This window comes from Nocardiopsis dassonvillei subsp. dassonvillei DSM 43111, from assembly GCF_000092985.1.
GTDB classification, from domain to species: Bacteria; Actinomycetota; Actinomycetes; order Streptosporangiales; family Streptosporangiaceae; genus Nocardiopsis; species Nocardiopsis dassonvillei.
Genome location: NC_014210.1, coordinates 2,329,150 through 2,341,961 on the forward strand (window position 1 = coordinate 2,329,150; position 12,812 = coordinate 2,341,961).

At 74.1% G+C, this 12,812-nt stretch carries 13 protein-coding genes; 4 read left to right on the forward strand and 9 right to left on the reverse strand.

The genetic code is table 11. The features are described 5' to 3' along the window. Window positions 1-124: 124 nt before the first annotated feature. The 5 genes from NDAS_RS09445 to NDAS_RS09465 all read right to left on the reverse strand — a co-directional run bounded on the left by NDAS_RS09445 (window position 125) and on the right by NDAS_RS09465 (window position 4,803). Window positions 125-904 carry an MBL fold metallo-hydrolase gene (locus NDAS_RS09445; RefSeq protein ID WP_013152943.1) on the reverse strand — a complete coding sequence of 260 codons (780 nt, stop codon included), beginning with the start codon at window positions 902-904 and terminating at the stop codon, window positions 125-127. A 122-nt stretch (window positions 905-1,026) separates the two neighbouring features. After that, window positions 1,027-2,145, reverse strand: a complete 1,119-nt coding sequence (locus NDAS_RS09450) for an ABC transporter ATP-binding protein (RefSeq protein ID WP_013152944.1) — start codon at window positions 2,143-2,145, stop codon at window positions 1,027-1,029. Beyond that, window positions 2,142-2,903 (reverse strand): ABC transporter permease, encoded by a 762-nt coding sequence (locus tag NDAS_RS09455; protein WP_013152945.1) that lies wholly within the window; start codon window positions 2,901-2,903, stop codon window positions 2,142-2,144. Before NDAS_RS09455 ends, NDAS_RS09450 begins: the two co-directional genes overlap by 4 nt. Continuing rightward, window positions 2,900-3,757, reverse strand: a complete 858-nt coding sequence (locus tag NDAS_RS09460) for an ABC transporter permease subunit (RefSeq protein WP_013152946.1) — start codon at window positions 3,755-3,757, stop codon at window positions 2,900-2,902. Before NDAS_RS09460 ends, NDAS_RS09455 begins: the two co-directional genes overlap by 4 nt. Beyond that, window positions 3,757-4,803 (reverse strand): ABC transporter substrate-binding protein, encoded by a 1,047-nt coding sequence (locus NDAS_RS09465; RefSeq protein ID WP_013152947.1) that lies wholly within the window; start codon window positions 4,801-4,803, stop codon window positions 3,757-3,759. The genes NDAS_RS09460 and NDAS_RS09465 overlap by 1 nt, the downstream gene beginning before the upstream one ends. Before the next feature lie 219 nt (window positions 4,804-5,022). On the opposite strand from NDAS_RS09465, the gene NDAS_RS09470 reads away from it, so the two are divergent. The 3 genes from NDAS_RS09470 (at window position 5,023) to NDAS_RS09480 (ending at window position 7,894) form a co-directional block, all read left to right on the forward strand. Further along, window positions 5,023-6,033, forward strand: coding sequence for a LacI family DNA-binding transcriptional regulator (locus NDAS_RS09470; RefSeq protein WP_013152948.1), 1,011 nt, complete (start codon window positions 5,023-5,025; stop codon window positions 6,031-6,033). A gap of 301 nt (window positions 6,034-6,334) precedes the next feature. Then, entirely contained in the window at window positions 6,335-6,742 is a 408-nt protein-coding gene (locus NDAS_RS09475) for a YciI family protein (protein WP_013152949.1), read from the forward strand. 6 nt (window positions 6,743-6,748) lie between these two features. Next, window positions 6,749-7,894, forward strand: coding sequence for an RNA polymerase sigma factor (locus NDAS_RS09480; RefSeq protein WP_013152950.1), 1,146 nt, complete (start codon window positions 6,749-6,751; stop codon window positions 7,892-7,894). Window positions 7,895-7,987: 93 nt separating this feature from the next. On the opposite strand, the gene NDAS_RS09485 is transcribed toward NDAS_RS09480, so the two are convergent. Beyond that, on the reverse strand, window positions 7,988-8,764 hold the full coding sequence (locus NDAS_RS09485; RefSeq protein WP_013152951.1) for a tyrosine-protein phosphatase: 777 nt from the start codon (window positions 8,762-8,764) through the stop codon (window positions 7,988-7,990). A gap of 63 nt (window positions 8,765-8,827) precedes the next feature. Continuing rightward, on the reverse strand, window positions 8,828-9,706 hold the full coding sequence (locus NDAS_RS09490) for an NmrA family NAD(P)-binding protein (RefSeq protein WP_013152952.1): 879 nt from the start codon (window positions 9,704-9,706) through the stop codon (window positions 8,828-8,830). A gap of 252 nt (window positions 9,707-9,958) precedes the next feature. Between NDAS_RS09490 and NDAS_RS09495 the strand changes: the two genes are divergently transcribed. After that, a complete protein-coding gene (locus NDAS_RS09495) occupies window positions 9,959-10,552 on the forward strand; it encodes a TetR/AcrR family transcriptional regulator (protein ID WP_013152953.1) in 594 nt (197 codons plus the stop codon). Between the two features lie 140 nt (window positions 10,553-10,692). Here NDAS_RS09495 and fabG read toward each other — a convergent pair whose 3' ends face one another. Continuing rightward, complete coding sequence (gene fabG / locus NDAS_RS09500) at window positions 10,693-11,448, reverse strand: 3-oxoacyl-ACP reductase FabG (protein WP_013152954.1); 756 nt, start codon at window positions 11,446-11,448, stop codon at window positions 10,693-10,695. Window positions 11,449-11,699: 251 nt separating this feature from the next. Further along, on the reverse strand, window positions 11,700-12,692 hold the full coding sequence (locus NDAS_RS09505; protein ID WP_013152955.1) for a LacI family DNA-binding transcriptional regulator: 993 nt from the start codon (window positions 12,690-12,692) through the stop codon (window positions 11,700-11,702). Window positions 12,693-12,812 lie beyond the last annotated feature (120 nt).

Here is a 12,812-nt window from a genome sequence, read left to right on the forward strand (position 1 = left end):
CCCCGCGCCGGGGTGCCCTTGCGCGGCACAGGGCGGAGCAGTCCATGGGACTGGCCAGGGACCAAGGCCGAGGGCGGGACCGCGGGGCGCAGTAGACGGGGCTGCGGCGCCCCCGGCCGACCCCTCAGAAGCGGCTGCCGGGCCTGGCCACGCTCACCGGGCCGGAGAACCCGCGGGCCGCGTGCAGGGCGCCCTCCTCCCACATGCCGGGGTCGGCGAAGTGGGTGAGGACCAGGTGGTCGACCCCGGCCTCCGCGGCCAGGTCACCGGCCATCGCGGCGGTGAGGTGGCCGTGGCCGGTCAGGGCCTGGTCGTCGGCCTCCAGGTAGGTCGACTCGCACACGAACAGGTCGGCCCCCTCGGCCGCGCGCACGACGGCCTCGCAGTACCCCGTGTCGGAGGAGAAGGAGACGACTCTGCCGCCGTCGGGGTCCTCGAACCGCAGCGCCGCCGAGGGGACGCTGTGGTGGGCCCGGAAGGAGCGGAAGGAGGCTCCCGCCACCTCGTAGCGGGTGGTCCCGTCCATGGCCATCTCCCTGGGCTCGAAGGACTGGGCGATGGGGCTGTTCATCGTGGGCAGCGTCGGGATGCCGAAGACCGCGTCGAAGGCGGCCAGGCGCTCTGCCTCCCCCTCCGGGTAGTACAGGGGGATGCGCGGCAGGACCTCGGGGAAGGTCCACCGGTAGGCCCAGGCCATGAGGTCCAGGCTGTGGTCGGCGTGCAGGTGCGTCACCACGATCCCGCGCAGCCGGTCCAGCCCGTAACGCGTGCGGTAGGCCAGCAGGGACCCCGGCCCGGCGTCGACCAGCAGGACGCCGTCGTCGGTGTGCAGCAGGTAGCAGGAGGCGGGACCCTCCGGGGTGGGAGCGGTGGCGTTGGAGCCGAGGATTTCGAGTTCGAGCACGGGTTCCTCCGTCGTGGGGTGGTCCGGCGGCATCGGGGGCGGAGCCGGGGTGCTGCTCTCAGCGAGCGGTGCCCTCAGCGGGCGGTGTCCTCAGGGCACGTTGGTCTCAGGGCAGGCTGGTCTCAGGCCGCGGGAACGAGCAGGGTGGCGCGGCCGGGAACGACCGCCAGCGACACGGAGCGGCCGATCCGGGCGTCGGGCGGAACCCGCACGCCGAACACGTGGCCGTGCGCGTCGACCGTGAGGCGGACGGCGTCGCCGACGAACTCGGCGTGCGTGACCTGGGCGGTCACTGAGCGGGCGTCGTCGCGGTCGGTGACGGTGAGGCTGTCGTCGCGCAGGAGCAGGCGGGTGCGGCCGTGCCGGGTCGGCCCGGTCCGCAGGTCCGACGCGGGGATCCTCCACCGGCCGCCGAGCACCGCGGCCTCGCCCTGGGAGGGTTCGGCGTCCAGCAGGACCGCGTTGGCCAGGAAGTCCGCGACGAAGGCGTCGGCGGGATCCTCCCAGAGCTCCCGGGGCGTCCCGAACTGCACCAGGGACCCCTCGCGCATCAGGGCGATCCGCGACCCCAGGGACAGGGCCTCGCGCTGGTCGTGCGTGACGATCAGCGTGGCGCACCCCGAGGAGGAGAGCATGGCGGACAGCTCCCGGCGCAGGCCGCCCCGCAGCTGCGGGTCCAGGGCCGCCAGGGGCTCGTCCAGGAGCAGGACGTCCGGCTCGACGGCCAGGGCCCGGGCCAGGGCCACGCGCTGGCGCTGGCCGCCGGAGAGCTGGTCGGGCCGCCGCCCCGCGAGTTCGGTGAGCCGGGTCAGCTCCAGCATCTCGGCGACCCTGCGGCGCCTGCGGTCGGCGGGGAGCCGCCGGGCGCGCAGGCCGTAGGCGATGTTGCCCGCCACGCTCAGGTGCGGGAACACGGCGTAGTTCTGCGGGACCAGGCCCACGCCCCGGCGGGCCGGGTCCAGGTGCGTGATGTCGCGTCCGCCGAGGCCGATGCCCCCTTCGGCGACCGGGGTGAGCCCCGCCACCGCGCGCAGGGTGCTGCTCTTGCCGCAGCCGGAGGGGCCCACGACGGCCACGGTCTCGTCGGGCAGCACCTCCATCGACACCCCCCGGACGGCCTCGGTGTCTCCGTAGCGGATGGTCAGGTCGGACACGGTGAGGCCGGACGCGCGGGCGGCGTCGTCGGGCGTGGGAGCGGCGGGGTCGGACGCGCGGGTCCCGGGTTCACGGAGATCGGTCACGGAGTGCTCCTCAGGGCGTGCCGCCGGGCCAGCACGATGGCCGTCAGCACCGGGGCGACGAAGGCGATGAAGATGATCGACTGCGCGGACGCGGGTTCGAGCCTCTGGGTGGAGTAGGAGTCGAACAGGGCGAACGGCACGGTGGGCGTGGCGGGCGGATTGACGAAGAAGGAGATGTTGAACTCGCCGAAGGACAGGGCGAAGACCATCGTCATCGCCTGGGTGATGGCGATGAGGCAGCTGGGGACGGTGACCGTGGCCAGCACCCTGGCCGGTCCGGCCCCCAGGCTGCGGGCGACCTGCTCGTTGAGGCGCAGGCCGTCGTCGGCCAGCGCGGGCACCAGGGCGGCCAGGGTGAAGGGCAGCGTGAACACCACGTGGCCCATGACCAGCAGCAGCCCGCTGGGGCGCAGCGCCGCGTAGGCGCTCACCAGGGCGACGCTCAACGCGATGCCCGGCACGGCCAGGGGCACGTTGACCAGGTACCCCGTCAGCCGGGTCAGCGGCGAGGGGTGGCGGGCCACCCACCAGGCCAGCGGACCGCCCAGGGCGAGGTTGAGCACCACCACCAGCGCCGCCACGGCCAGGCTGCGGCCGATGACGGGAGCCAGCGGGGGCCAGGAGTACGCGAACCAGTCCAGCGTGAACCCGCCGCCCCAGGGGCCCTGGGAGAAGTCGACGCTGGTGGCCACCACCAGGGTCGCCAGGATCGGGACGAGGACGAAGGCGCAGACGGCCCAGGTGACGACGCGGTTCACGAGGCCACCGCCCGTCCGACCAGGCGGCCCAGGCCGCGGCCGAGGACCAGCGCGGCGACGGCCATGGCCGCCAGCAGCACCGCCAGGGTGGAGGAGGCGGCCAGGCGGTAGCCGGTGGTCAGTTCGTTGGCGACGTTGAGCGGGAGCAGGCGGATCCCCTCCGAGAGCGTGGCGACCGTGCCGTACCCGCCCAGGGCGATCGCCGCCGCCGTGCCCCCGGTCTCGATGAGCGCGGGCAGCAGCAGGGGCAGGGTGACCGTGAACAGCACCCGCACCCTGGAGGCGCCCAGGGTGCGGGCGCTCTCGGTGAGCGAGGGCGCAAGCCCGGCCGCGGCGGCACGCAGCGGCCCCAGGACCCGGGGCAGCGAGAAGTAGACGTAGGCCACGAGCAGGCCGGGCAGGGTGTAGGCCAGCCCCGCGAAGCCCTCCCACAGCGGCGCGAGCAGCCCGGTCCTGCCGTTGAGCACGATCGCGAAGAACCCGATGATGATGCCGGGCAGGGCGATGGGCAGGGTGAGCAGGGCGTCGGTGGCGGCCCCGCCGCCCCCGGCACGGTCCTGCCGTGCCTGGTGCAGGACGACGGGGACGGCGATCACGAGCGTGGCCAGGACCGCCACCCCGGCGACCAGCGCCGACGCGGCCAGCGACTCGCGCACGGCCGCCGAGGACAGGGCGTCGGCGTAGTGCTCCAGGGTGGGGCCCCCGTCGGCCGGGGACCGGCCCAGGCCCAGGGAGTTGGCCACCAGCACCGCGACCGGGTAGGCGCTGAACAGGCAGACGAGGGTGAGCGCCGGGAGCGCCGCGGACCACGGGGGCGGTGTGCCGCGGCGCACGCGCGCGGTACCGGGGGACACTAGAAGCCGACCTCGCTCTGGTACAGGTCGATGAACTCCTGCTGCCGCTCGCCCTGTTCGAGGTAGTCGATGGTGATCGCGCGCTCGTAGTCGGACTCGGGCAGGACCCGGTCGGCGAGCTCCTCGGGCATCTGGCCGACCACCGGGCGCATGTAACCGTCCGCGAAGAGGCCCTGGCCCTGCTCGGAGAAGTAGAAGTCCAGCAGCTCCCTGCCGTTGTCGGCGTTGGGGGCGCCCTCGACCAGGCCGACGATGTAGGGGATCTGCAGCGATCCCTCCTCGGGGATGACGACGCTGACGTCGGCGCCCTCGTCGCGGAGCTTGTAGCCGTTGAAGTCGGTGTCGATGAGGATGGGGATCTCGCCCTGGGCGACCTTGGCGGTGGCGGTCTGGGCGGAGGTGGAGGCGCCGTTCTCCTTCAGCTCGGCCAGGTAGTCCAGACCCGGCCCCCAGTCGGTCAGGTCGCCGCCGAGCGCGTGGTTGACCGCCGTCGCGGCGGAGTAGCCCACGGCCGCCTGGGTGGGGTCGAGGTAGCCGACCTTGCCCTCGTAGGCGGGGTCGAGGAGGTCCTCCCAGCTGCTCGGCACGGGCGCGCCGTCCAGGTGGTCCTCGTTGACGATGAAGGCGATGGTGCCGGTGTGGACGGCCGTCCAGTTCCCGTCGGGATCGCGCAGGTCCTCGGGGACCTCCTCCGCGCCCTCGGGCACGTAGGACTGCAGGACCCCGGCCTCCACGAGCTGTCCGGCGAAGGCGATGCCGGTGTAGGCGACGTCGGCGACGGGCGCGCCCTTCTCGGCCTGGAGCGCGGCCAGGGCCTGCCCGGAGTTCTTCGGGTCGTTGGGGGCCTGGATCCCGGTCCGCTCGGTGAAGGCGGCCAGGACCTCGCCGTAGTTGCCCCACTCGGCGGGGGAGTTGTAGGTGATGACGGTGCCGCCGTCGCCGGTGGCCGCGGCCGGGGGCAGGTCGGCGTTGCCGCAGGCGGTCATGGCGAGGACGGAGGTGATCGCGGCGGCGCTCAGGACGCCGCGTCCGCGGGTGAGGGTCATGGGGACTCCGGGTTCGGGGTCAGCGGTGCCCGCCGGACACCGCTGTGCGGAAGTGCGTGATTAAACGATTAATCAGTGCGGTGACCTGTTGTTTCGCAAACGGTGACCGGAGGCCGAACACCGGTGGAACAGCGTCCCGCGCCCTCGACCCGGCGGTGCCCGCCCCGAGCGGGCGCGCGGTACTTTCGAGTCCACGGTCACAGCCCCCCGAGGAGAGCCATGCCTGAACCGACCAAGCGCGCGACCCTGCGGGACGTCGCGGCGGGGGCGGGCGTCTCGGTCGCCCAGGCCAGCTTCGCCCTCAACGGCACCGGCCGCGTGGCCGCCGCGACCGCCGAGCGGGTCCGCCGGATCGCCGCGGAACTCGACTACCAGGCCGACGGCCGGGCCCGGGCGCTGCGCACTGGTCGGCGCTCCGCCTACGGCGTGGTGATCCGCAACATGCGCAACCCCTTCTTCCTGGACGTGCTGCGCGGCATGGAGACCGTCGCGCACCGCGAGGGGGCGCTCCTGCTGATCATGAGCTCGGACTACGACCAGGAGCGGGAGAGCGCCGCGCTGCGCAGGCTCGCCGCCGAGGCGGTCGCCGGGATCGCCATCGCGCCCATCGGGCGGCGCGACCGCCTCCTGGAGTGGATGGACCGCCACTCCCACGTTCCGGTGGTGGCCTTCAACTGCACACCCGAACCCGACCGGGAGGGCACCGCCAGCCGCCTGTCCACGGTCGGCCCCGACGACGAGGAGGCCGTCGCCCGGGCCGTGGCGCACCTGGCGCAGCGGGGCCACCGCGAGGCCACGCTGCTGATGGCCCCCGAGCACCTGGCCGCCGACTGGGGGCGCGAGGAGGCCTTCCAACGCCACTGCGCCGAGCACGGGGTGGCCGGTTCGGTGGCACGCGGACCCCTGGACTACGAGGCGGTGGCCCGCAGGTCCGCGGAGATGATGGCGCGCCCCGGGCACCGCGCCCTGGTCGTCAACTCCGACCACCTGAGCGCCGCCGTCTACGACGCCGCCCGCTCCCTGGGCCTGCGCGTGGGGCGCGACGTCAGCGTGGTGGGCCACGACGACCTGCCCACCTCGGCCCTGCTGGACCCCGGCCTGACCACGATCGCCGTGGAGCGCGAGGTACTGGGGGAGCGGATCATGAACCTGCTCGTGGAGGGCCCAGGCGCCGCCGTGCGGCTGCCCGTGCGCCTGGTGGAACGGGGGTCGGTGGCGGTCCTGGAGTGAGGCCGCCGACCGTTCCCCCCCGCCGTCGCGGACCGCTCCCCGAGGCGGCGGGGACCTTCGCGGTGCTCCCGGCTTCAGCTGACGGCAGGGCCGACGCACGCGACGAGAAGCGGCTTCCCGCGCCCGTCCGCGGTCCTGCGGCACAGTGGAGGAAGCGGACACCGTGAAATCCGTCGGAAAAAAGTCACCGCGGGATGTCGAGAACCCGCGCGCGGCTCCGTCCCCGGAGTGAACACGGCCCGCGACGGGCCGCACCGCACCCGGCCCGCAGGGGCCACGAGAGCGACCCACGGAGGACATCATGGCCAAGTACCTGCTGCTCAAGCACTACCGAGGCGCACCGGCACCGGTCAACGACGTGCCCATGGACCAGTGGACGCCGGAGGAGGTCTCGGCTCACATGCGGTACATGCGGGACTTCGCCGACCGGCTGGAGGGCACCGGCGAGTTCGTCGACGGCCAGGCGCTCTCCCCGGAGGGCGCGTTCGTCCGCTACGACGGCGAGGGACGGCCGCCGGTCACCGACGGCCCGTTCCCCGAGACCAAGGACCTGATCGCCGGCTGGATGGTGATCGACGTCGAGACCTACGAGCGGGCCGTCGAACTGGCCGGGGAGCTGTCGGCCGCACCCGGGGCGGGCGGGAAGCCGATCCACGAGTGGCTGGAGGTGCGCCCGTTCCTGACCGCGCCCCCGACCATCACGGAGTGACCCGCCATGGATGAGGCCCTTCTGCGGACCCTCACCCCCACCGTGATCGCCGTCCTCGGCCGCCGCGGAGCGGACTTCGCCGCGGCCGAGGACGCCGTACAGGAAGCCCTGGCCGAGGCTGTGCGCGTGTGGCCGGACCACCCGCCGCACGACCCCAGGGGCTGGCTGGTCACGGTGGCCTGGCGCAAGTTCCTCGACGCCGCCCGCGCCGACACCTCCCGACGGCACCGCGAGGTACGCGTCGAGGCCGAACCCGTACCCGGCCCGGGCGAGGCGGTGGACGACACGCTCCGGTTGTACTTCCTGTGCGCGCACCCGTCCCTGACACCGGCCTCGGCCGTGGCGCTCACGCTGCGCGCGGTCGGCGGCCTGACCACGCGCCAGATCGCGCGGGCCTACCTCGTGCCGGAGGCGACCATGGCCCAGCGCATCAGCAGGGCCAAGCGGACCGTCGCTGGCGTCCGGTTCGACCGGCCCGGCGACGTCGCCACCGTGCTGCGCGTGCTCTACCTGGTCTTCAACGAGGGCTACTCCGGAGACGTCGACCTCGCCGCCGAGGCGATCCGGCTCACCCGCCAGCTCGCGGCCGCGATCGACCACGAGGAGGTCGCGGGGCTGCTCGCGCTCATGCTTTTGCACCACGCCCGGCGCCCGGCGCGGACCGGTCCCGACGGCAGGCTGGTGCCCCTCGCCGAGCAGGACCGCGGCCTGTGGGACACCCGCATGATCGCCGAGGGCGTCGGCGTGCTCCAGGCGGCCCTGGCCCGCGACCGCCTGGGCGAGTACCAGGCCCAGGCCGCGATCGCCGCCCTGCACGCCGACGCCCGGACGGCCGAGGAGACCGACTGGACGCAGATCGTCGAGTGGTACGACGAACTGGTGCGCCTCACCGACAGCCCCGTGGCCCGCCTCAACCGGGCCGTCGCGGTCGGTGAGGCCGACGGTCCGCGGGCGGGTCTGGCCGCCCTGGCGGAGGTGGACCCCTCCGTGCCCCGGCACAGCGCCGCCGCCGCGTACCTGCGTGAGCGCGACGGCGATCCGGCCACCGCGGCGCGGCTCTACGCCGAGGCCGCCCGGTCGGCGCCCAACCTGCCCGAACGCGACCACCTCACGCGGCAGGCCGCACGGCTCAACGCGCGGCTGCGCGGCTGAGCGTTCCCCGGGGGGCGGCCCGGCCACCGACCGGGCTGGTAGGCCCGCCCATCCGTTGTTCGGACGGGCGGACCGTGCCGTGCGGAGGCGTGGTCAGTCCAGGAGCCGTTCCCGGAGGACGGCCAGGTCCTCCTCCGCGACCCCCGCCGCCAGCAGGTAGGCGTGCGCGTCCAGCCCGCGCAGGGCGTCCAGGACGGTGTCGCGCAGGGTCAGGCCGCGCTCGGACAGCACGGCCTCGATCACGGGGCCCTGGTCCGGTTGGCCCATCGCGGCGAAGAGCGGGACGAGCTCGGTCGTGGACAGCTCGTAGTCGTCGGCGATCGCCTCGGCTCCGACGTCGGCCAGGGCGAGCAGCAGCAGGGCGACCAGTCCGGTGCGGTCGCGTCCGGCCCCGCAGTGGAACAGGACGCCGCCCGGCCCGGCCTGGGCCAGGGCGGTGACCACCGCGGCGCAGCGTTCGGCCTTGCGGTCGAGGAAGGGGCGGTAGTAGAGCGGGCTCCCGTTCAACCGTCGGCGGTTGACCTCCTGCCAGAACCCGACGTCCTCGACATGGTCCAGGGCCACCTCCAGACGCGTCATCCCGGCGGGCAGGGGAGTCGGGGCCGAATCCGCGGGGAAGGCGGCGGACCCGCCCCGGCTCGTGGGGCCCTCACCCGGAGCCGGACGGATCTCGTCGGGGTTGCGCAGGTCCACGACGGTGCGCACACCCGCCTCGTAGGCGGCCCGCCAGCCCCTGTCGGTGACGAAGCGCGGGTCGGCGGAGCGGATGAAGGCGCCCCGGCGGACGCCGCGTCCGTCCCGACTCGGCAGGCCGCCGAGGTCGCGGGTGTTGAAGAAGCCTTCCCAGGTGATCCTTCTGCTGTCGCTCATGGACGAAGGGGTACTTCACCTGACGGAGGAAGAAAAGTTCCTTGGTCCCTTGCCGGGCGGCGGTCAGGCGGTCGGTGAGGAGGCCCCCGAGGCCCCGACGTGGTCCGCGAGCAGCTCGGCGGCGCTGCGGGGCTCGCGGCCGAGGAGTTCGGTCAGCAGCGGGTGGTGTCCCGCGAAGTACCCGTCGCGGGCGGCCCGCGACATCATGAGCGTCAGCCCGACCACGTGTTCCGGGACGCCGCTCGCGACCTGCTCGGCGCTCCAGCGCTCGTCGTCCACGACGACGCGTTCGATGTCGCGGCCGGTGAGTTCGGAGGCGATCCGGGCGAAGTCGCCGAGGGTGACGGACCCGGGCGGTGCGAGGGTGACGGGTCCGTCGAAGGAGCGCTCACCGGTGAGGATGACCGCCGCGGCCTCGGCCAGGTCGGCGCGGTCGGCCCAGGGGAGGGGGCCGTCCGCCGGTTGGGCGATCACCCCGGTCCGCTGCCACGGGCCGAGCAGGAGGTCCAGGCTGCCGAAGAACCCGTAGCGCAGCGCGGTCCAGGCGGTTCCCGACCCGGCGAGGATCGCCTCGGTGGCGGCGTGCAGGCGCGCCGGGAGGTAGGGGCTGTCGGCGGCGGCGCCGTGCTGGCTGGTGTAGAGGATCCGCCGGGCGCCGGCCGCGACGGCCGCCTCGATCGCGACGCGGTGCTGGCCGACCACGTCGGCCTCCGTGTCGCCGGAGGAGACCAGGAGCACCTGGTCGGCGCCCTCGAAGGAGTCGCGCAGCGCGGCCGGGTCGTCGTAGGAGCCCTGTCGCACACGCACCCCGCGGTCGGCGAAGTGCCGCGCCCTGGCGACGTCGCGCGCGCTGACGCCGATCCGGTCGGCCGGGACGCGCCTGAGGAGGTGCTCGACGGTGGCCCCGTTGAGTGCGCCGGTGGCGCCGGTGACGACGATCATGCCTGTGGTCCTCTCCATGTGTGTCCGTGCCCGGCCAGGTGGGCGGGTCGCGGCGGTGCCGGGGAACCCGACGCCCCGGCGGGGTGCGCGTACGGCGGTCCCCGGGCCCGGGCGGAAGCGGCACGGGTTTGGTGGTCGGCCACCCGCGCTTAAGTTGACCAGATCGGTCAACTTCGCTCGCGCCGATGACACTAGGTAAACTGACCATATGAGTCAAGTTGTTGTGACGGCGGTGGGGGACGGTGGGCGGCCATGACGGGTGCGGCGTCTTCGGGGCCCCGCCTGCGGGCCGACGCCAAGCGCAACGCCGAGCAGATCCGGCGCGCCGCGATCGACGTCTTCCGGGGGCGGGGCCTGACCGTGCCGCTGGAGGAGGTCGCCCGGGCGGCCGGGGTGAGCAAGGCCACGATCTTCAACCGGTTCGGCGGCAGGGTCGGCCTCATCGAGGCCGTCGTCGAGGAGGTGGTCGCGGCCGAGCTGTACGCCGCCATCGACCGCACCCGGGCCCTGGACGACGCCGGGGAGCGGATCGCCCACTACGTCACCGCGATGCGCGACCTCCTGTACCGCCAGCCCGCCGCGATCGACCTCCTGTTGCAGGCGTATCCGCACTCGCGGCGGCTCCTGGAGATCTGCCGGGCCGCGGGGGAGATCAACGACGAGCTGGTCGCGGCGGGCAGGGCCTGCGGCGCGCTGCGTCCCGCGTTCGAGGCGGACGACCTCCACGCGCTCGTCGTGGACACCGCGCTCGCCCTCAAGCACGGGACCCGCCCGCCGCGGGAGGACTACGACCGCCGCACCGCCTTCCTCCTCGACGGGATCCGCGGGCGCCGGGAGTCCGACTGACCCCCGGGGACGCACGCCCCGGGAGCCGGGGGAGCGAAGCGCCCGAGCGCGCGGGGTGCGGCGCGCCCGGGCGATCCTGTGAATCTACGTCGTAAAGGCCATGGTTCCCAACGCCTTGCTCCACCTGAATCCCACACCTCTCATTCCGAACCGCCGAAGGCCCGGCCGTCCTCGGGCAGCACCTGGCCCCCGTCGACCACGATGGTCTGCCCGGTGATGAAGGAGGCTCCGGGACCGGCCAGGAACAGGCAGGCCGCGGCGATGTCCTCCACCTCGCCGATGCGTCCCAGCGGGATCGCCGCGCGCATGCGCTCCAGGTAGTCCGGCCCCAACTCCTCCAGGCCCTCGGTGCGCACGTTCCTCGGCAGCACCGCGTTGACGGTGATGCCCCGGGGCGCGAGCTCCAGGGCGGCGCTGCGCATGAACCCCAGCTGGGCGGCCTTGGTGGCTCCGTAGTGGGACCAGCCCGCGTATCCGGTCAGCGGTCCGGTGATGGAGGAGGTGATGACCACCCGCCCCCTTCCGGAGGCGGTCAGGGCCTCCACCGCGGCGCGCACCGTCAGCACGGTGCCCTTCACGTTGGTGTCCACGACCCGGTCGAGTTCGCCGGGGTCCATCGACACCAGCGGGGACGAGGGGAAGATCCCGGCGTTGGCGCAGACCACGTCCAGGCCGCCGGTGCGCCGCACGGCCTGCTCCACGACGCGTTCGCAGTCGTCGGCCCCGGCCACGTCGCCGACCACCCACTCCGCCCCCGGGACGCCCCGGGCGGCCTCGCGCGCCCTGGCCTTGTCGCGCCCGACGATCACCACCCGGTCCCCGGCCTCGGCGAACCCCTTAGCGATACCGAGCCCGATGCCCCGGGTCCCGCCGGTCACCAGAACTGATCTGTCCACGGTCGTCTCCTGCGCTCAGGCCGATCACTGCTCCGTCCCGCCCAGGATTCCGTACGGGGGCGCGCTCTCGCCCGGCTTTCCCGGTGAACGGGCGGGGGCCGCGCGGCTGCCGACGCCGACCCCCGGCCCCCGACCGGCCGCGGTCCGCCGAGGGACGCCTGCGCCACCGACGCCCGGCTTCCGGCACACGGACTCCCGCCACCCCGGCTCACGGCAGGACGGCCGGTGAACACGGAACGGCCGGACGTCCCTCAGCCGAGTGCCGGGCGCGGCGGCGCGAGGGAGTCGGTGATCCGCACCTCGGTGGGCAGCCTGCGCCCCCGGGGGCGGGTCCCCGCGGGCCCGTCGACCAGCTCGATCAGCGCCGACACCGCCGCGCGGCCCAGCTCGTCGGCCGGGGCCAGCACCGCCGAGATCGGCGGCCCCGGCAGGTCGGCCAGGGCGATGTCGTCGGCCGCGGCCACGCTGATGTCCTCGGGCACCCGCACCCCTATGCGGCCGAACTCGAACATGGCTCCCAGCAGCAACAGGCTGTTGTAGACCAGCATCGCCGTGCAGCCCGAGTCCACGATCTCCCGCGCCGCCGCGGCCCCCTCCGCGAAGGCCGGTCGCACGGGCCCGAAGACCCGCACCCGCAGCCGGGACCGGGCGGCGTGCTCCACCAGCTCCTCGCGCCTGCGCCGGTCCATCCACGAACTGGGCGGCCCCGCCAGGTAGGCGACGTCGCGGTGCCCCAGCTCCACCAGGCGGTCGTAGACGGTGCCCAGACCGCCGGGGGTGTCCACCGTGAACGAGGTCAGTCCGGGCACGCGGCGGTTGATCACCACCAGCGGCTTGCGCCGGTGCGCCTCCTTCAGGTCGGCGGCCGAGCCCACCGGTGACTGGAGCGCGAATCCGTCCACCTGGCTCTCCAGTTCGCCGAGCACCTCGGCCTCGCGGGCCGCGTCGCCCCCGGTGACGGCGATGATCACCCGGCGCCCGCTCCTGCCCGCCAGCTCCTGCGCGGCGGTGGCGGTGGTGGAGTAGAAGGGGTTGTCCAGGTCGGGGACGAGCAGGGCGAAGAAACCGCTGCGACCCGTGGTCAGCGCCCGCGCGGCGGGGTTGGCCCGAAAGCCCAGTCTCTCCGCGGCGGCGCGGACCCTGACCAGGGTGGGCTCGGAGACCATGGACGGCCGCGACAGGGCCCGCGAAACGGTGGACGCCGACACGCCGGCCTCCCTGGCCACGTCGTCCAGACTCGCCATTGCAGCTCCTCACGCCCGGTGGTGCCCCCTGTCACACTCGCGACCCGGGGGTTGGCTCATGTCCCCGACACAGGCTACGGTGTGCAAGCGCTTGTGCAAGCGCTTGCAGATGTTTTTGCA